This is a genomic window from Streptomyces sp. P9-A2, from assembly GCF_036634175.1.
Taxonomy (GTDB): domain Bacteria; phylum Actinomycetota; class Actinomycetes; order Streptomycetales; family Streptomycetaceae; genus Streptomyces; species Streptomyces pratens.
Genome location: NZ_JAZIFX010000001.1, coordinates 1 through 17,888, shown reverse-complemented (window position 1 = coordinate 17,888; position 17,888 = coordinate 1). Strand labels below are relative to the sequence as shown.

At 68.6% G+C, this 17,888-nt stretch carries 16 protein-coding genes and 1 pseudogene; 9 read left to right on the top strand and 8 right to left on the bottom strand.

The features are described from left to right. The first annotated feature begins 928 nt into the window (after positions 1–928). A complete protein-coding gene (locus V4Y04_RS00075; RefSeq protein WP_332432649.1) occupies positions 929–1,312 on the top strand; it encodes a PPOX class F420-dependent oxidoreductase in 384 nt (127 codons plus the stop codon). Positions 1,313–1,340: 28 nt separating this feature from the next. On the opposite strand, the gene V4Y04_RS37600 is transcribed toward V4Y04_RS00075, so the two are convergent. After that, entirely contained in the window at positions 1,341–1,721 is a 381-nt protein-coding gene (locus V4Y04_RS37600) for a transposase (RefSeq protein WP_443080156.1), read from the bottom strand. Between the two features lie 197 nt (positions 1,722–1,918). Here V4Y04_RS37600 and V4Y04_RS00070 point away from each other — a divergent pair, with 197 nt between their 5' ends. Together V4Y04_RS00070 and V4Y04_RS00065 are read left to right on the top strand one after the other, a co-directional pair. Further along, complete coding sequence (locus tag V4Y04_RS00070; RefSeq protein WP_332424815.1) at positions 1,919–2,290, top strand: DUF6907 domain-containing protein; 372 nt, start codon at positions 1,919–1,921, stop codon at positions 2,288–2,290. 19 nt (positions 2,291–2,309) lie between these two features. Then, positions 2,310–2,444 carry a hypothetical protein gene (locus V4Y04_RS00065; protein WP_332424814.1) on the top strand — a complete coding sequence of 45 codons (135 nt, stop codon included), beginning with the start codon at positions 2,310–2,312 and terminating at the stop codon, positions 2,442–2,444. 1,218 nt (positions 2,445–3,662) lie between these two features. Here the strand turns inward: V4Y04_RS00065 and V4Y04_RS00060 are convergent. Beyond that, positions 3,663–5,798 (bottom strand): alpha-galactosidase, encoded by a 2,136-nt coding sequence (locus V4Y04_RS00060; protein ID WP_332424812.1) that lies wholly within the window; start codon positions 5,796–5,798, stop codon positions 3,663–3,665. Positions 5,799–5,915: 117 nt separating this feature from the next. On the opposite strand from V4Y04_RS00060, the gene V4Y04_RS00055 reads away from it, so the two are divergent. The 5 genes from V4Y04_RS00055 to V4Y04_RS00035 all read left to right on the top strand — a co-directional run bounded on the left by V4Y04_RS00055 (position 5,916) and on the right by V4Y04_RS00035 (position 12,727). Then, the gene (locus V4Y04_RS00055; RefSeq protein ID WP_332424811.1) at positions 5,916–6,953 is read left to right on the top strand and encodes a LacI family DNA-binding transcriptional regulator; all 1,038 of its coding nucleotides are present in this window, start codon (positions 5,916–5,918) and stop codon (positions 6,951–6,953) included. Between the two features lie 67 nt (positions 6,954–7,020). Continuing rightward, positions 7,021–8,343: an ABC transporter substrate-binding protein gene (locus V4Y04_RS00050; RefSeq protein ID WP_332424810.1), complete on the top strand. Its 1,323-nt coding sequence runs from the start codon at positions 7,021–7,023 to the stop codon at positions 8,341–8,343. A 46-nt stretch (positions 8,344–8,389) separates the two neighbouring features. Further along, entirely contained in the window at positions 8,390–9,319 is a 930-nt protein-coding gene (locus V4Y04_RS00045) for a carbohydrate ABC transporter permease (protein ID WP_332424809.1), read from the top strand. Beyond that, entirely contained in the window at positions 9,316–10,140 is an 825-nt protein-coding gene (locus V4Y04_RS00040) for a carbohydrate ABC transporter permease (RefSeq protein WP_332424808.1), read from the top strand. The genes V4Y04_RS00045 and V4Y04_RS00040 overlap by 4 nt, the downstream gene beginning before the upstream one ends. Before the next feature lie 112 nt (positions 10,141–10,252). After that, complete coding sequence (locus V4Y04_RS00035) at positions 10,253–12,727, top strand: CBM35 domain-containing protein (RefSeq protein ID WP_332424806.1); 2,475 nt, start codon at positions 10,253–10,255, stop codon at positions 12,725–12,727. A 321-nt stretch (positions 12,728–13,048) separates the two neighbouring features. On the opposite strand, the gene V4Y04_RS00030 is transcribed toward V4Y04_RS00035, so the two are convergent. From V4Y04_RS00030 to V4Y04_RS37590, 4 genes and pseudogenes are all read right to left on the bottom strand, one after another. Next, positions 13,049–13,390 (bottom strand): hypothetical protein, encoded by a 342-nt coding sequence (locus tag V4Y04_RS00030; protein WP_332424805.1) that lies wholly within the window; start codon positions 13,388–13,390, stop codon positions 13,049–13,051. A gap of 592 nt (positions 13,391–13,982) precedes the next feature. Continuing rightward, positions 13,983–15,080 carry a HEAT repeat domain-containing protein gene (locus V4Y04_RS00025; protein WP_332424803.1) on the bottom strand — a complete coding sequence of 366 codons (1,098 nt, stop codon included), beginning with the start codon at positions 15,078–15,080 and terminating at the stop codon, positions 13,983–13,985. Between the two features lie 60 nt (positions 15,081–15,140). Continuing rightward, a pseudogene (locus V4Y04_RS37595) lies at positions 15,141–15,284 on the bottom strand (integrase core domain-containing protein); the annotation flags it as partial. Positions 15,285–15,296: 12 nt separating this feature from the next. Further along, complete coding sequence (locus V4Y04_RS37590; RefSeq protein ID WP_443079926.1) at positions 15,297–15,482, bottom strand: hypothetical protein; 186 nt, start codon at positions 15,480–15,482, stop codon at positions 15,297–15,299. A gap of 59 nt (positions 15,483–15,541) precedes the next feature. On the opposite strand from V4Y04_RS37590, the gene V4Y04_RS00015 reads away from it, so the two are divergent. Continuing rightward, positions 15,542–16,891 (top strand): IS30 family transposase, encoded by a 1,350-nt coding sequence (locus V4Y04_RS00015; RefSeq protein ID WP_332432648.1) that lies wholly within the window; start codon positions 15,542–15,544, stop codon positions 16,889–16,891. Here V4Y04_RS00015 and V4Y04_RS00010 read toward each other — a convergent pair. Together V4Y04_RS00010 and V4Y04_RS00005 are read right to left on the bottom strand one after the other, a co-directional pair. Continuing rightward, on the bottom strand, positions 16,839–17,516 hold the full coding sequence (locus V4Y04_RS00010) for an IS3 family transposase (protein WP_332432647.1): 678 nt from the start codon (positions 17,514–17,516) through the stop codon (positions 16,839–16,841). The two genes, V4Y04_RS00015 and V4Y04_RS00010, sit on opposite strands and share 53 nt — an antisense overlap. Positions 17,517–17,521: 5 nt before the next feature. Further along, positions 17,522–17,848: a transposase gene (locus tag V4Y04_RS00005; RefSeq protein WP_031102356.1), complete on the bottom strand. Its 327-nt coding sequence runs from the start codon at positions 17,846–17,848 to the stop codon at positions 17,522–17,524. Positions 17,849–17,888: the final 40 nt, after the last annotated feature.

Here is a 17,888-nt window from a genome sequence, read left to right as displayed (position 1 = left end):
CTGAACCCACGAGCGAAATGGCTCCTCGGTGGCGTTCTGTGCCGGGGCGATATCAGTGGTGTGGGGATGCTCGGCGGGGCCAAGGCCCTGCTGAGCTCGCCCCTGCAGCTTGGCCGGCGTCAGCTGCTGGCGTACCGAACGCTGCATCGTTCCCGCACAGGTCGCGGCCGCCATCTGCACGGCGCCGGTGAGGGCGAGCACCGTCAGCCACCCGGGACCGGGCCGGGCAAGGAGCAGTGGGACACCCAGCACCGGGTAGAGCCCGAAGGCCGCCGGCATCACCGGGCCCGGCCCGAACCGCCTCGCGAGCCGCGGGGCCTTCAGCGCGCCGATGACGCCTCCGATGCCGGAGATGCCTATAGACGATGCCCAGCCCGAGCGTGCCCGCGTCCAGCACGGTGAGCAGGTAGTACGCGCGGTACACCTCGATCAGCGCAGCGAACCAGATCCGGTCCGACGGCTCGTACCGCACCGGACCGGCGAGCTGCCTGCGCAGCACCGCGTTCTCATGCCGCAGCACCAACAACTCGGCATCCTTGGCCGCGCGTCGACGCAACAGCACCGCCGGGACCGACAGCAGCTTCCGCGTCCCCCGACACACCAGTGAGACGATCACCCGGACAGGGTTCCAGGAGGCCCTTGTGACGCGCCGGCCCCACTCTGAGCAGCAGCGACGAATTCCGAACGGCACAGGTGGGACTGGGTGCGGCTCGGTGAGTGCAGCGGACGGGAACCTCCCTCGACCTTGGCCATCTGCCGGCCTGTGCACGGGCAGGCAGGGGGAAGCGGGGCCCGGCCAGGGCGGCCCGTTACGGTTGAACCATCGGCCTCCACGACCCTTCGGGCTCGTGGACGTCGTGCTGAGCCGTTCGCACCGAGGAGACCCACGTTGGACATCAGGGCACCGCAGCCTGCTGAGGGGGACGACATGTTCTGGCGGGAGCGCCGCACGTGCTTCCTGACCACGCTCAGGCCTGACGGCACTCCGCACCTCATCCCCGTCGGCGTCACCTACGACCCCCAGGCACGGATCGCCCGCGTCATCACCGACGGCGGCAGCAAGAAGGCGCGCAACGTCCGCGCCGCCCTGGCCGTCGGCACCGAGGCACGCGTGTCCGTGGGGCAGGTCGAAGGCCGGCGCTGGTGCACTCTCGAAGGCACAGCCGTGATCAAGGACGATCCCGCCTCCGTTGCCGATGCCGAGCGCCGGTACGCCGAGCGGTACAAGACCCCGCGGGTCAACCCGAACCGGGTCGTCATCGAGATCACCGTCAGCCGCGTCATGGGCACCGCGAAGCCCTCCGGGTGGTGATTCCCAGCCCCGACCCGGGGTGGGCGGCCTACAGGCAGGCTTTCCGTGGATGCCCACTCGAACTGAACCAGTGCACGTCACACCTGAACCGCTCCGGATTCGACAGGGACTCGATCGACGGCCCGCCCCGCCCCCGGGCATCGAGTCCCGATCCGGTGTCCTGGGCGGCGCGGGCCTTCTTCACCCAGCCCCGCAACGACTCCGGACTGACCCCGAGTTCCCGCGCGACCTCGGTCACTGTCCGGCCCGACGGCCACACGAGTTCGACCGCGTCCCAGCGGAGCCTACGGATGTGGCGTAGCTGGGGCGCTTGCGTATTGATCTTGGTTGTGGCCTGCTGATGCTCAGCTGTACTGGGCGGTATCGAGGGAGGGTTACGCGGCGCGGAGGCGTGGGTGACTGGTGGCATGTGGCTGAGCTGGCTGTTTGTGCTGCGCGATGAGCTGAGCGAGGTGGCGGCTTTTGCGCAGCGTGGTCGCCGCGTGTTGTAGGCAAGCGGAGATTGCCGGCCGGTGTGCGGCCACGTCACCGGCGACCCCGCCGGCCCGCGTCCGACCCCCGTGCGCCTCCAGCACGCGCCGCAGGCCAGAGGGAACAATCCGCATCATGGACACGGTCATCCCTCAACCAGTTCCCGCGGCGGCCACCGCCTGCCCCACATGGTGCGACTGGGACCACACCGCCACTCACCAGGACGACAGCCCTCACATGCTGCTGGGACCTGGGATCGCCGCTCCCCGCCGCGCCGGAAAGCCGGGATGGCTGGAACTTTTGACCACCCTGACCTGCGACCGTTCCGACGAAGAACCTGACGCTCAGCCGTACGTCATGCTCGAGGCCACGAGAGCAGAAGAAGCCGAGGTGACCAGCAGGGAACAGCTCCGGCAACTCATCCACGAGCTACGCCAGATGGCAGACGAGCTGCAGAAGTGGGAGCACCACCTGCCCGACACACCCGCCGCACACAGCCAGGCCTGACAGACAACGACAGGGGCGTGTGTTTCAGCACTTCCGGCCGACCGAGCAGCTGCTCCAGTCTCACGCGGACCTGTGGCTGACACCCCTGACCAAAGTGCGCCCGGAGACGTACGGCGGTGTCTGGCCCGACGTCCTGGACCAGGCCGACCGGTAACTATGCGAGCGCCTGGGGCAAGAGGCCGATGCCGATGAGGACGGGCCGCTGCGGGGCATCGTGACGGCGACTTCAGCCTCGCCGAGCGACTTGCTGCCGCGACCGCCACGCTCATCGGCCAACTGGGGCCGGGGACCGCAGCGGACCAGGACGGGCAGACCCGCTGACGCCCTCAACGCCCCGCACCCGGCACGTCCCCGACAGCCCCGGACCGGACTGCGTCGGCCTGGCCGCGCGGGCCGGGAGGACAGCGGTGCCCGAGGCGCCGGCCGGGCATCGCTGCTGCGGGTGCCGTAGCAAGGGGGGCCGGTCTGCCGGCCGCCGGGTTCAGCGGTCGGGCCGTGGCGAACTCGGACATCGCCGTCCGTTTTGAAGTGTCGTGCCGCGACTGGCTGCCTGCCGCGCGGCGGGCCCGGCGTCGTCGGCGGTCAGACCCAGCGCGGCACGGGCCTCGTTTGCCGTTCAGTCCACGCCGTGGAGGTAGTGGGTGTCGGGACGCCGCCGGGAGATGTCCGGGCGGAGCTGGCGCTTGAGTGGGCGTTTGATGTTGATTCGCGATGGGCATTTCAACCCGCTTTGCCGTATTCATCGGTAACGTGCGCAGCCTGAAATGCCTGGAAGTTCCGCACTGGTGAGAATCTTCCGCCCCATTGCTAAACCAGACGGAATCCAGCTCCGATAAGCTGATCAAACGGGCGCACGAGCCGGCACCCGGAAGGCCGTGAAGGCGCGCGTAAGGTGCGAATCAGCCCGAAGGTTGTTGGTCGCAGGAGCGACTTAGTGCCGCAATCCATCCCTAAACGCCCTCTGATAGCCACACCCGGCACCCCTGGGCGTCCCCACCCTACGAATGGGGGGACCAACCCGGGAAAGAATGTAGAGCCCTCTGACAGGGGACAAGGCCCAGGATCGAGTCGAGCACCAACCGGTCTGCTTACTTGCGCACCCCGCCGCCTCTTCGCAGGTCATATACAGGAAGGAGCGGCTGGATGATCTCCCACATCTCATCGGTCAGACTGGGCGGGCAGCATGGGCCGCTGACGGCCTCGGAGTTCTCGCACTGGCACACACCACGTGATCATTCCGGGGCCGTCGCCATGTCCGGAGGGCAGAACCCCAACGTCACGCTTCGCGCATGATCAGCCATCCGACAGGCTCTGAGCCGCGCCGCCTGGCCCCCGGGCCGGGCTCGCGGACCCGTCCCTACGGCCCGTGTCCCTATCCGCCCGAAGTGAGACGGACCAGCAGGACGGCGGGCACGCGCGGCAGTGACACCCGCAGTCCGTTCCCGTCCCAGGCCGCCGAGCCCGCATCCGCCGCGGACGGGTGCAGGATGTCCGCACGGACCTCCCGCCCTGCCAGGTGCCCTACCGGAACCCGGAGTTCGGCCTCTCCCCCACGGCGCCAGACGGTGAGGTAGGACGTACGGCCACCAGGCACCCGCATCCCCAGGGCCAGCCACTCGTCCGTCCACCCCGGAAGACCCAGCGGCCAGAACGGTACCGCCTGTGCCAGATCCCCGCGGATCGTCCTGTACGCCCCCACCGCGTCCCGTACGAGCTCGAGCTGATGCTCCGACATCCGATCGAGGTGGCCGGACAGATGAATCCGTCCGAGCAGTGCGCCGCCCAGGGTGAAGGTGATCAGGTCGTCGTCGAACCCGGGCTGCGGGTAGGCCCAGACGGCGCCCTGCTCGGGCGGAACCGCCGTCGGCGCGGCCGCGGCGATCGTTGGGTAGCGCAGCGGGTCCTGCTGGTCGCTGGTGGACTGGAGCTGAGTGACGGCGAGAGTGGCCCCGTCCATCCTCATCCCGCCCGAGGCGCAGTTCTCCACGACCAGCCCGGGGTAACGGTCCAGAACGTCGGACAGCCAGTCCAGGTAGGCCTGGGCGTGGCCGAGCAGCCCGGCTCCCGGCGCAATGTCACCGGGGGCGCAGGTTCCCGGATCGACCACGATGTTGTAGTCCAGTTTGAGATAGCCCACGCCCCAGCCGCCGACGATCCGGTCCACCGTCTTGTCGAGGTGCGCACGGGCGGCCGGGTGCCGCAGGTCCAGTTGGTGGCGGCCCTGTTCGCCGATGCGCACGCCGTCCCGCTGGAAGAAGGCGTCCGGCGGGAGGCTGGTCGCCAGGGGGCTGCGCACCCCGACGACCTCCGGCTCCAGCCACAGCCCGGGCACCATGCCTCGCTCCCGGATCCGGTCCAGGACCGCCTGGATCCCGCCGTCGGGGAAGCGACGCGGTGAGGGCTGCCATGCGCCGACGCTGTCCCACCAGCCCTCGGTGTCGTCGTCGTACCAGCCGGAGTCGATGCAGAAGTACTCCGCCCCGGCCTCGGCGGCCGCGTCGATCAGCGGCAGCAGCTTCTCCGTCGTCGGGTTGCCCATCAGGGTGTTCATGTAGTCGTTGAAGACGACGGGGAGCGTGGTGTGGTCCGGGTGCGGACGGCGTACGGCACGGCGGTACGAGGTCAGCGCCCCCATTGCCGCGTCGAACCCGGTGCCGAGGGCCAGCGCCCCCGGCACGGTGGTGAACTCCGTGCCCGGAGCGAGCCTGACCCGCCACTGGTGCTCCGCGTCCGTGGGGCCGTTCAGCGCCAGATACGTGCCGTGCGTGTGTTCGCCCAGGTCCCAGCGCCAGCCGGCCGGGGACTCGATCTGCCACAGCCAGGTCCGGCCGCCGCCCCTTTCCGTCAGCGCTCCCATCGGCAGGTGGCCGTCGGTGGACCAGCTGCCGCGTCCGGTGAGGACGAGGGCGGCCCGGCTGTCGTGCTGGTGGGCGCCGACGTTGATGTCGGCGACGGTGTCGCGCAGCGGCTCGGCGTGCCAACGGCACTCCGCGAGCCAGTCGTTGCGGGCGTGGTGCACGTCGAGAGCGTCCGGAACGGGCAGGCCGCCGAGCAGCAGGCTGCTGACCGACTGGATGACCAGGGGCTCGGTGCCCTCGTTGCGGAGCCGGACGCGGGAGCGGAGCACCGGCAATCCGACCGGGGACGTCAACTCGACCAGCGCCGTCAACCCGCTCGCGCGGTCCCGGAGTTCGACGGTCAGCCACACCCAGCCGGCGCGGCTGCCGCTGCGGTGGTCCCGGTACCGCAGCCGCGTACCGAAGGCCGTACCGGTGAAGCGCGGCCCGGACCAGCCGCTGCCGTGGCCGAGGGCGGTCAGTTCGACGAGGGGGAGGGCCATCTCCGGTCCGCAGGTAGGTCCGGTGTCGCCGGGTGGGGTCAGCCGGACCAGCCGGAGGGTCCCGTCGGAGGCGGTGGCGATCTCGATCCGGAGCGCCGAGTGTCCCCAACTGATCCTGGCATCCGGGTAGTCGGCGACCTTCGTCGTCGAATCCGCCGTATCGGTCAAGGCGTTTCCCCCTCCTGACCCCGCCCTGCCCGTCCGTCGGCGGCGGTCTGCGTCAGCCGCGTGAATCCATCGTTACCGTCTCTTGACGGCCGCATTGTGACCGGTCACAATCCTGGCATGAATGTGACCGGTCACACAAGGCGCCCTGCGAGCATCAGGGACGTCGCGACCGCCGCCGGGGTCTCCTACCAGACCGTCTCCCGGGTGATCAACGGCCATCCCAGCGTCAAGCCGTCCACCCGGGAACGGGTGCTCGCCGCCATCGACGAACTGGGCTTCCGTCGCAACGCCACCGCGCTCGCCTTGGCCAGCGGACGCGGCAGGGCCGTGACCGTGCTCACGGCCAACACCACCCACTACGGTTACGCCTCCATTCTCCAGGGCATCGAGGAGGCCGCCCGCGCCGCCTCGTATGCGGTGGGAATCGGCGTCCTCGAATCGGTGGACGAGGCCGCTGCCGCCGCCGCGGTGCAACGGGCGGCGGACGCGGGCGGCGGGCTGATCGTGATCGCCTACGATCCGGCCGGTGTACGGGCCCTGGGCGCCGTCCCCGCCGGACTGCCGGTCGTCGGCGTGATCGAGACCCCCGCGAGCCCGCCCGGGAACGACCGCCCCTGGGTGTGGACCGACGACCGCGAGGCCGCCTACGAGGCGACCCGCCATCTGCTCGCCCTCGGCCACGAGACCGTGCACTACGTCGCCATCCCCTCCAGCACCCGGCGCACCAGCGCCCGCACCACCGGCTGGCGGCAGGCGCTCAAGGAGGCGGGAGCGCCCGAGCCCCTTCCGGTACAAGGCTGCTGGGGTCCGGCCGGCGGCCACGGGGCGGGCCGGAAGCTGGCGAAGGACCCGGACGTCACCGCGATCCTGTGCGGCAACGACGACCTCGCGCTCGGGGTGCTGCGTGCCCTGCACGAGTCCGGCCGGTCCGTCCCCGGCGAGGTCAGCGTCGCCGGCTTCGACGACGCCCCGCACTCCGCTTATCTGACCCCGTCTCTGACGACCGTACGCCTGGACTTCACCGGCCTCGGGCGGGCCGCCTTCGCCCTGCTGCACGGGGTGCTGGAGGAGTCCGCGCACATCGCCCCGCACCCCGTCTCCGTGCCGGAGCTGGTGGTGCGGGAGAGCTCGGGGGCGCCGCCCGCGGGTGGCTGAACGGCTCTTAGGAACACCGCGGTTCTGAGTCCTGCTTCCTGAACCACCCGTTCTCGAAAGGCACGAGATGAAGACAAGAGCTCTCCCCGCCCTGGCACTGATATGCGCCGTCGGCCTGGCCGTCACCGCGTGCAGTGACCCCACCGCCGGCGACTCCGGTGCGGACGCGAAGCAGACGACGGTCGACCCGACCGCCCGCCTGGACGGCGTGAAGCTGACCGTGTGGACCGCGCAGAACACGGTCAACGCACCGCAGCAGGTCATCGACGCCTTCGAGAAGGCCACCGGCGCCGAGGTGGAGACCCAGGCGATCCCGGACCTGTACGAGCAGAACGTGCCGACCAAACTCGCCTCCGGCGACCGGCCCGACCTGATGTTCTGGCAGCCGTCCATCTCCACGCTGCCGTTCATCCAGCCGCAGCAGAACCTCCTGACCCTCGACGGGGAGGAGTGGGTCTCCAGGCTCGGCGACACCGAGCGCTCGCTCGGCGTCATCGACGGCAAACGGTACGCGGCCATCGTCACCAGCCCCGCCATGCTCGGCGTCTACTACAACAAGGACGTCTTCCAGCAGGCGGGACTGAGCGAGAAGGACTTCCCCACGTCGTACAACGATCTCCTGGCCCTCGGCCGGACCGTCACGGAAAAGACCGACGCGGCCGGCTTCTACGAGGCCGGCGGCGACAAGTGGCCCCTCCAGTGGCAGATGCAGATCCAACTCACCGACCTCGACCAGCAGTGGTGGGCCGGCCTGAACGAGAACAAGGAGAAGTGGACCGACCCGGTCGTCGTCGCCGCCATCAAGAAGTACAAGGAGGAATTGCTCGACGCGGGGCTCGCCCAGAAGAACTACCGGACCGGCACCTTCACCGGACAGGCGGACGCGCTGTGGAAGGGCGAGGCCGCCATGGCCCTCAACGTCACCTCCTTCCAGAGCCAGTTGCAGGCCAAGCACCCCACGGCGGAGATCGACCGGACGATCGGCTGGTTCCCGATCACCAACTCCTCCGCCACCGGCATGTACTCACCCGACCAGACCAACGGTGTGGTTGCCTTCAGGACCGGCGACGAGAAACGGCAGAACGCAGCCCGGCAGTTCCTCGCCTTCTGGCTCGGCCCCGACTACGCCGGCTACATCAAGGCGATGAAGATCCCGTCCGTACAGCCCTCCGTGCCCACCCCCGACGGGCTCCCGCAGACGTCCAAGGAGCAGGTCGCGGCCCTGTCCAAGGCCATCGGGGTCTTCCAGGCCAAGGCCATCGTCGCCCCGGACACGCACCTCTACCTCGCCGACATGATCTACGGCAAGAAGAGCCCGCAGCAGGTCGCCCAGGCGATCCAGGACCAGTTCGCGCAGGTGGCCAAGGCTCAGGGCGCACCCGGCTTCTAGACAACCCGATTCCCCACTTCCCCGACATCCACGGGCGGGACTTCCGATGGCGGACACGGCCATACGTACGCGTAAGCAGGGGTCGGCACGAGTGAAGGGCGCAGCGAAGAGGGCGGGCCGGCTGCCGCGCGCCGCCACGCACCACCCCTGGTGGTTCGCGCTCCCCGCGATCGCCGTCTTCGCGGGCTTCTTCCTGGCGCCGAACCTGCTCAACTTCTACTACCCGTTCACCAACTGGTCCTCTTACCACGCGGACATCGCCTTCACCGGCCTCGACAACTTCAAGACCATCGCCGACGACGGCTCGCTGCTGCGCGCGATCCGCACGACCCTGCTGTACGCCCTGCTGGCGGCGCTGTTCCAGAACGGCTTCGGGCTCGTGCTCGCCCTGCTGCTGGAGGCCGACACCCGCTTCAACCGGTTCTTCCGCGCCGTCTTCTTCCTGCCGGTGCTCATCTCGGCGCTCGCCACCGGCTACGTCTTCCAGGCCCTGCTCGACCAGGACGGCGCCGTCAACTCCGTTCTCGGCACCGACGTTCCATGGCTGGGCTCGACGACCTGGACGCTGGTCCTGGTCACCCTCATCCACGGCTGGAAGTGGATGGGCCTGGCCATGCTGATCTATCTGGCCGGGCTCAAGGGCATCCCCGGCGAGATGCTGGAGGCCGCGAAGTGCGACGGCGCCGGCCCCTGGCGGACCTTCCGGTCGGTGCGCTGGCCGATGCTCGCGCCGGCGGTCACCTTCAACGTGACCACGGCGCTGATCGGGTCGATGAACACGTTCGACATCGTGCAGGCCACCACGGGTGGCGGGCCCGCGGCTTCCACCGAGGTGTTCAACATCTACATGTTCCGGGTCTTCGGGCAGGGCCTGTACGCCCAGGCCTCCGCGATGAGCCTCGTCCTGTTCCTGGTCGTGGTCGCCATCGCGATCCCGCTCGTCATCGGCCTGCGGCGAAGGGAGCAGATGCCATGACCCCGGTGTGGCGGTACGGCCGCCCGGTCCTCGTCCTCCTCCTCGCCGGGCTCGCCGTGGGCGTACCGCTGTGGCTGGTCGCCCTCACGTCGGCCAAGCCGCAGGCGGATGCCGTCACGCCGAACCTGGACCTGCCGCGGCACTGGCAGCCCGGCAGCAACTACCAGGACGCCGTCAGCCAGGGCGAGATGGTGCGCGGCTTCTTCAACTCGCTCATCGTCGTGGTGCCTTCGGTGGCCCTCGTCCTGATCCTCGGAGCGGGCGCCGCCTGGGTCTTCGCCCGCCGCAAGTCCAAGCTGGTCTCGGCGGCGTACGCGCTGTGCATCAGCGGACTGCTGCTGCCGCCCGCCGTCATCACCATCGTGATGGAGCTGCGGCAGCTCGGGCTCGCGAACACCCGGCCCGGGATGATCGCCGTCTACACCGGAATGTACCTCTCCACGTCGATCTTCTTCATGACGGGCTTCATCCGTACCATCCCCGTCGAGCTGGAGGAGGCGGCGCGGATCGACGGGGCGAAGCCGTCCCGGATCTTCCTGCGGATCGTCCTCCCCCTGCTCAGGCCGGTGATCGCCACCGCGACGATCATGGTGATGCTCTACGCCTGGAGCGATGTCTTCTACGCCTTCTTCGTCCTCGGCGGCGGAGAGCGGGCGACCCTCCCACTGAACCTCTACCAGGTCGCCGGCGCCCAGCTCTACCTCAACAACTGGCACCTCGTCTTCGCGTACGTCGTGGTGATGAGCCTGCCCATGGTCGCCGTGTTCCTCGTCGGCCAGCGAAAGATCGTGTCCGGAATCACCAGTGGAGCCGTCAAGTGACCGGAGGTCCAACAGCGTGATCACCCCCACCCGCACGAGAGGCCGTACAAGGACCCGCACGAGGTCCCGTGCGAGAACCGCCTTCCTCACCACCGTACTTGGAGCAGTCGTCATGGCAGGCACCCTTCCCGCGGCGGGGCCCGCGGCAGCCGCCGCCGACCCGCAATGTGTCACCGTCGACCTCGCCGCCTCCGAAGGGCCGGTGACGCACGGCGCCAACGGCGCGCTGTACGGACTCAGTGACGACAGCGTGCCCAGCGACGCCGTCCTGGAGCCCTTGAAGATCACCAGCATCTCGCAGAAGCCGGAGGGCGGTGCCCAGCACCCCAACGGCGACGCACTCACCGTCTCCAAGTCGTTCTTCCGCAACGGTGGCGGCGAGATCAACGTGATGATGCAGGACATCTACGCCAAGTGGCCGTACGAGGACCTCGGCATCAACGACTACCTCCCCAAGGTCGACAAGATCGTCAAGGAGGTATCGGCCAACCCGAACAGCGACCGCTTTGTCTACATCCCGTTCAACGAGCCCGACTGGATCTGGTACAACATCGGCGTCTCCGACCAGGCGCAGTACGAGATCAACCGGGACCGGTTCTTCAAGGACTGGAAAACGGTGTACCAGCGCATTCGCGCGATCGACCCAGACGCGAGGATCGCCGGACCCAACGAGACGGGTTACCACACCCGGCTGATGACCGACTTCCTCGCCTTCGCCCAGCGGGAGAACGTCCTGCCCCAGGTGATGACCTGGCATGAGCTGAGCTCGAGCTCGCTGCGCGACTTCCAGGCACACTACGACAACTACCGCTCGATCGAACGTCGGTTGGGCATCGCACCGCTGAAGATCAACATCGACGAGTACGCCAACCGCCGTGACCTGTCCGTGCCGGGGCAGCTCGTGCAGTGGGTCTCGATGTTCGAGCGGAACAAGGTGTACGCCAACCAGGCCTACTGGGACGCCGCCGGCAACATGGACGGCAACGTGGTGCGGTCAAACATTCCCAACGGCGGCTGGTGGTTCTTCCGCTGGTACGCCGGGCTGACCGGCGACACCGTCAAGGTGACCCCACCGCAGGCCAACACCATCGACACCCTCCAGGGTCTCGCCTCCCTCGACACCTCGCGCCGCCAGGCGCAGATCCTGCTCGGCGGCTCCGCCGGCGACTCCGACGTCGTGGTGCGGAACGTTTCCCGACCCGTCTTCGGCCGCACGGTCACCGCGACGGTCACCGAGGCCGCCTGGTCCGGCTACGAGGGCCAGCACGCGACGCCGCGCGTCCTCGCGCGGACGAAGGTGAAGGTGGCCGACGACGGCTCGGTGACCGTCCCGCTGCGCGGCCTGCACAAGATGTCCGCGTACCGGATCGTCCTCACCCCCGGCGGCTCCGGCACCCCGTCCGCCGCCTCCGTGCCCTGGTCCGCCTCGTACGAGGCCGAGGACGCGGCCATCACCGGCGGCCGGGTCTACACCCAGGGCACCGTCAGCAACCCCAACGGCTACGCGGCCTCCGGAACGAAGGACGTCGGCTCGCTCAACCAGGCCTCAAGCAAGGTCGACTTCACCGTGACGGTGCCCGAGGCCGGGAGGTACGACCTGTCGATCCTCTACGGCAACCAGTCCGGCGCCCCCGCCACACAGAAGCTGTCCGTCGACGGCGCGGACCCGGTCACGGTCACCTACCCCTCTACGGAAAACTGGACCTACCGCGCCAAGAAGGACGTCAGCGTGGAGCTGTCGGCCGGAACCCATGTGCTGTCGCTCTCCAAGGGCGACGCCGAAGTCACCCTCGACCGCGTCGACCTGACCGCGCGCACCGGAGCCCCGTCCGCCTCGTACGAGGCCACGCTGGCGGACATCAGCGGAAAACCCTCGTACGACTACTCCTCCTCGGCCGGGGTAGGCACGGGTGCTCTGGTCCTGCGCCAGGGCGACAAGACGATCTTCGACGTGTACGCCCCACGCGACGGCCACTACAGGGTGGTGTCGCGGGCCTCGGCGGCGGTGAAGCTCACCCTGCACGGAGAGAAGGTGACGGCGGCGCCCGGCCGGCCCCTGCGGCTGTACCTGGCAGCGGGCAACAACCGCGTCGCCATGACGGCCGGGTACGCCTCCGTGCGCTCCCTGGACGTCATGGGTGACGGCTCGACCGCCGGCACGCTCTCCTACGAGGCCGCATCCGCCACCCTGGCGGGCGGGGCGAAGCTCGTCGACTCTCCCCACGCCTCCGCCGGTTCGTACATCGGCGACCTCGGCAACAGCGCCGCCGCCACCGCCGAGTTCACGGTAGACGCGCCCAGGTCCGGCCGCTATCTGCTGGTCGTCCACTACGCGCACAACGACCGGCGCGACAACGGTCACGCCTACAACACGGACATCATGTCCCGTACGGCGGACATCACGGTGGGGAGCGCCACTCCCCGGAAGGTCACCTTCAAGAACACCTGGAGCTGGGACGACTACTGGACGCTGAGCGTTCCCGTCGACCTGAAGGAGGGCTCCAACAGTGTGACGTTCGGGAACACGAGCGCGTGGGCTCCGAACATCGACCGGATCGAACTGGGTCGGGTCATCGGCCAGCCGTAGTCCCTCGAGCCGGCCCTTACCCAGTGGTCGGCGGGCACCTACCCGCCGACCACTGGCGCCCTGACTGCCCGAGAGCGTCGTCCCCCGAGGCGTCCGCGCCGCACCGGTGTGCGCACCGTCGACCGCCCCCTTGACCAGGTCGACCTGGCGCGCGTCGGCCCCCTTGGCCAGGTGTGCCACCCGGCACGTTTCTCCTTGCCACAGCACGTTCGGGCCGCCGGTCAGGCCGTGGTCAAGGGGGTGTGTGATAGGGGGCCTGCCCGCCGCTGGGGCGCACCTGGTGCGGTGCGGTGGTGCGCACCACCGCCGTCCCGGGGCGCACTACACGATGGACAGGCGCACCGAGTGCGCACCGGCCGGTGCGAGGTGCGCATCGAGGGCCTGGCCCACGCCGACGGCCTCCAGCTGTCGCAGGACACCGGCGACGGTTTCACCGCACTCTTCCTCGGTGAGGACCTGCCTGACGAAGGAGATGACCGCGTAGGCGATTCCTTCCGCCGCATTCGAGCCGGCCTGCGACGCCCAGTTGCCCAAGGTGGTCACGAGGACCCGCCCGACGGCCGCCAGGGCGAAGGAGTCGTCGCACGGGTCCGGGTCGATGCCGCACAGAGCGGTGACCGGGACGACGATCCGCTTGGCGACGTCCACGAGCAGCCAATGCATTCGCGGATCCGGCGCTGGCGAACCCGGCGGCTGCTTCGGTGTCGCCGGCCTCCACGGCCCGGAGGTAGCTGAAGGCACTGATCGCTGCATCCGGCGTCAACGGAGCGAGCGGCACGCCGGGAACCTGGGACATGAGCGGGTTCTGGATCATGGGCAGCTCCTCACATACGGGCCGCTGCGCTGATCGCGGCGGCCTCAGAAGCGATCCTCGGAGCGCGGACCTGTGGACAGAGTCCGCACACCGGCGGTGAGCGCACCCACCGGGACGACTGTGACGACGCAACGTGGTTGGCGAATCAGCACGCTTGTTGGCAAACGCCAGCTGACGTCGCTCTGCGTTGGTTCTCTTGACTGCTGTCCTGTCGCACTGAAACTGTCGGGTTCTCACCGCTTCTCGTTCGCGCTGTCGGATTCTCACTGCGCCGCGTGCTGAGCGACGGTGTTTGCCCCGTACGTGGGGTTTGATCTCATTTCTCTGGTCCAGCTCTCGCTGTACCTGTCACGGTCGTTTTCGACAGGTACGCGGAGCCGGGACCACAGCGGACTGCGGACAGGTCTTGTTCTTGGACCAGATCAGCCGATGTCCGTGTGATCAGAGCAGGGCTCGGATGGCGTCGCGCTGCTCCGGCAGGCCGGCTTCCCTGAGCCAGTGGAATCTGTTGCCAATATTTCCCCAGCAATTGTCATTGGCGGTGACGGCTTGCAGAAGCTCTCGTTGCGCGGCCGACAGTGGCAGGCCAGGGCTGTAGCCGGTGGGGAAGGCTTTGACGAGCAGCGGACCCCAGTCGCGGTCGACGGTGTAGTCGCTGGCGAGCGGTATCAGGGCCATGGCCGCCGGGGCTAGGTCCTCGAAGGCGCCGACGCGGTCAAGGACGGCCTTCAGAAGGGTGAAGCGGAGCCAGCCGTCGATCTGGGGGAGGGGGTCGGGGAACCAGTGGTCTGCCTCGGCCGGGCTTTGCAGGGCTTCGAGCAGGACGGCGGTGGCTCGTGGCATGTGCTCGCATCCGGTGGCCAAAGCGGCGCAGGCGCGCACGGCTGGATCAGGATCGTTGAGGAGGCCGGTGGTGTCCTGGCCCCAGGCGCCCATCGCCAGAGCTGCGGAGGAGCGTTCTCGGCGGCTTCCGTCTGCTGCGAGAACGTTGCGCAGGCGGTGGGCGGCGCGGGGGACGAGCTCAGCGAGGTCGGGTGCCTTCAGAAGCAGGGTGACCGTTCCGAGGGCTGCCTCTCGGGTGTCCGGATGCGGATCGTCGAGGAACGGTTCGACCGCGTCGTAGAGCTCGCGTCGGATACTCCGGCATGCGTGGATCGCTTCGAGCTCGTCTTCGTCCTCGCCGTCGTACTCATCCCCGTACTCGTCCTCGCTGCCGGGGTCTTCGCCGTAGGAGGCCGAGTCGGCGATCTGGCCGAGCCAGTCGAGTAGTGCGGCACGCAGGGGCCGGGTCCGGTCATCCCAGGGGAAGAAGCTCTCGTGCTCGGCCAAAGTCTGGGGGTGGGTCAGGATCGCTGCGACGAACAGTGCGGCCGGCGGGGTGGAACTGTACAGGGATCCTTGATGCAGCACGGACATATCGAGCATTCCCAGTGCCTCGGCCTGCACCTCGGGATCCTCGTTCAGGAGTTGACACAGGTACGGCGGGGTGTCCTCGGCACTCCCATATGCATGCTGCAAGGCGCCCCATTCAGTTGCCATGAGCAGCTCCCTGGCCGTCGAAGGCAGTCCAGATGAACCGCCCCGGGTTCGGTAGAGATCTCAGATTGTGGTGATGACCTGGGGTTTCGTGAGTTCGGTGTAGTAGTTGGCTTCGTATTCGACGGGCGGAATGTGGCCTATCTCGCCGTGGAGTCTTCGGTGGTTGTACCAGTCGACCCACTCGGCGGTGGCCAGCTCGACCTGGGAGAGCGTCTTTCAGGGCCGCCGGGGCTTGATCAACTCGGTTTTGAACAGGCCGATCGTGGACTCCATCAGGGCGTTGTCGTACGCGTCACCGACCGATCCGATGCTCGCCGCGATGCCGGCGGCGTCCAGGTGCTCGGCGAGCTTGAACGACGTGTATTGGGCGGATTCAATTGATCGTCGCAACACCTTGATCACGGAGGTGTCGCGTGGGAAGACCAGAGGGCTGGGCGACGGCGGTGACGGGGCGTCCGGCGATGCGTTCGCCGGGGCGGCCTCCGATCCGTCGGGAAGTGGAGCGGGCGTTCTGGGTGAAGATCGCCGAGGGGATGGCCAGCGAGGACGCTGCCGTCACGTGCGGCGTATCCCCGGTAGTGGGATCCCGGTGGTTCCGTGAGCGTGGCGGCATGCCGTCGATCCAGCTCAGCCCGCCATCAGGCCGGTACCTGTCCTTCGCGGAACGCGAGGAGATCGCGCTGCTCAACGCCCAGGACGTGGGCGTGCGCGAGATCGCACGCCGGCTGGGCAGGGATCCGTCGACCGTCTCGCGGGAACTGCGGCGCAACGCGGCCACCCGCGGCGGACAGCTCACCTACCGGGCCTCGATCGCGCAGTGGAAGGCGGAGCTGATGGCGCGGCGTCCCAAGACGCCGAAGCTGGTGGCCAATGAGCGGCTGCGTGAGTATGTGCAGGACCGGCTCGCCGGAGAGGTCCGGCGTCCGGACGGGACGCCGGTGGCCGGGCCGCAGACGCCGCGGTGGAAAGGACGCAACAAGCCCCGGCGTCAGGACCGGCGGTGGGCGAGGGCGTGGAGTCCGGAGCAGATCGCCCACCGGCTCAAGGCGGACTTCCCCGATGATGAGTCCATGCGTATCTCGCACGAGGCGATCTACCAGGCCCTCTACGTCCAGGGACGCGGGGCGCTCAAGCGCGAGCTGGTCGCCTGCCTGCGCACCGGCCGTGCGCTGCGGGTTCCCCGCTCCCGCTCCCGACGGCGGGCGGGCGGGCACGTCACGCCCGAGGTGATGATCAGTCAGCGGCCGGCCGAAGCTGAAGACCGTGCGGTCCCAGGGCACTGGGAGGGAGACTTGATCATCGGCACCGGCAAGTCCGCGATCGGCACGCTGGTGGAACGCACGACGCGGTTCACGATGCTTCTGCATCTGCCCCGGATGGAAGGCTTCGGTATCGAGCCGCGGGTGAAGAACGGGCCGGCGCTGGCAGGCCTGGGCGCCGAGGCCGTCAGGGACGCGATCGCCGCCACGATTACCACGCTGCCCGAGCAGCTGCGTCGCTCATTGACCTGGGACCGTGGCAAGGAGCTGGCTCAGCATGCCCAACTCCGCTTCGGCACAGGGTTGCAGGTCTACTTCGCCGACCCGCACAGCCCCTGGCAGCGAGGCACGAACGAGAACACCAACGGGCTGCTGCGACAGTACTTTCCCAAGGGCACCGACCTGTCGCGATGGGATCCCGAAGATCTCCAGGCTGTTGCTCTCGCACTCAACAGCAGGCCCCGCAAGACCCTCGGTTGGAAGACACCCGCCGAAGCCCTCAACGGGCATCTACTATCGATTCAGGAAGCCGGTGTTGCAACGACCGGTTGAGTCCGGGTTGCGACCCGGCGTCCGAGTGATGGATCAACTCGCCCGGCTGAACCGGCTGTTTATCGCGGTCGCGTTGCCAGAGGGCCATCTCCAGGGCGTCCAGCACGAAGACGGTCTCCTTCACGGTGGCCGCGGACCAGCCGACGATCCGGCGGGAGAAGGTGTCCACGACGAACGCGACATAGACGGTCGCGGACCAGGTCTTCACATGGGTGAAGTCCGCCACCCAGCACCGGTTCGGAGCGACGGCGACGAAGTCGCGGTCGACCAGATCGGGGGCCCGCTGGACCTGTCCGCCGGGGATCGTGGTGATGACGCGTCTGCCGCGCACTGCCCCCTGGATCCCGAGCTCGCGCATCAGGCGCTCGACGGTGCAGCGGGCCACCGCATGTCCCTGCCGGTTCAGCTCGCGCCAGACCTTCCGGGCCCCGTAGACACGGTAGTTGGACGTGTGGACGTCCTGGATCCGCTCCTTGAGTTCTTCGTCGCGCAAGCGGCGGGCGGAGGGCGTTTCGAGGCGTTTCTTGTGGGCGTAGTACGTGGAGGGGGCGATCTTGCAGTCGTGGTCGGTGAGGACCCGGCAGATCGGCTCGACGCCGCCGAAGCGGTCCCGGTGCTCGTCGATGAAGGCTACGAGCGCGTGTGTGGCCGGTCGAGCTCGGCCGCGAAGAAACTCGCCGCGGCCTTGAGGATCTCGTTGGCCCGCTTCAGCTCGGCGTTCTCCTTCTTCAACGCCTTGAGCTGGGCGGACTCCTCCGTCGTCGTCCCCGGACGCGTCCCCGCGTCGATCTCGTGCTGCTTGACCCAGTTCCGCAGCGTCTCGCGGGACCCGATGCCGAGCTTGTCGGTGACCGCCTGCAGGGCGGCCGTCTCGTTCGGGTGGTCGTCGCGCACCTCGGCGACCATGCGCACCGCACGACGGCGGAGCTCAAGCGGGTAACGGGAGGGTCGTGCCATGACTCAATCCTTACATGGAATCGAGCCTCCACCTGACCCG

Bases quoted from the DNA above. Each gene is read 5' to 3' on its own strand.
- V4Y04_RS00075 (WP_332432649.1), top strand. From the start codon at position 929: ATGTTCTGGCGGGAGCGCCGCACGTGCTTCCTGACCACGCTCAGGCCT.
- V4Y04_RS37600 (WP_443080156.1), bottom strand. From the start codon at position 1,721: ATGCCACCAGTCACCCACGCCTCCGCGCCGCGTAACCCTCCCTCGATA.
- V4Y04_RS00070 (WP_332424815.1), top strand. From the start codon at position 1,919: ATGGACACGGTCATCCCTCAACCAGTTCCCGCGGCGGCCACCGCCTGC.
- V4Y04_RS00055 (WP_332424811.1), top strand. From the start codon at position 5,916: ATGAATGTGACCGGTCACACAAGGCGCCCTGCGAGCATCAGGGACGTC.
- V4Y04_RS00050 (WP_332424810.1), top strand. From the start codon at position 7,021: ATGAAGACAAGAGCTCTCCCCGCCCTGGCACTGATATGCGCCGTCGGC.
- V4Y04_RS00045 (WP_332424809.1), top strand. From the start codon at position 8,390: ATGGCGGACACGGCCATACGTACGCGTAAGCAGGGGTCGGCACGAGTG.
- V4Y04_RS00040 (WP_332424808.1), top strand. From the start codon at position 9,316: ATGACCCCGGTGTGGCGGTACGGCCGCCCGGTCCTCGTCCTCCTCCTC.
- V4Y04_RS00035 (WP_332424806.1), top strand. From the start codon at position 10,253: ATGGCAGGCACCCTTCCCGCGGCGGGGCCCGCGGCAGCCGCCGCCGAC.
- V4Y04_RS00030 (WP_332424805.1), bottom strand. From the start codon at position 13,390: ATGCATTGGCTGCTCGTGGACGTCGCCAAGCGGATCGTCGTCCCGGTC.
- V4Y04_RS00025 (WP_332424803.1), bottom strand. From the start codon at position 15,080: ATGGCAACTGAATGGGGCGCCTTGCAGCATGCATATGGGAGTGCCGAG.
- V4Y04_RS00015 (WP_332432648.1), top strand. From the start codon at position 15,542: ATGCGTTCGCCGGGGCGGCCTCCGATCCGTCGGGAAGTGGAGCGGGCG.
- V4Y04_RS00005 (WP_031102356.1), bottom strand. From the start codon at position 17,848: ATGGCACGACCCTCCCGTTACCCGCTTGAGCTCCGCCGTCGTGCGGTG.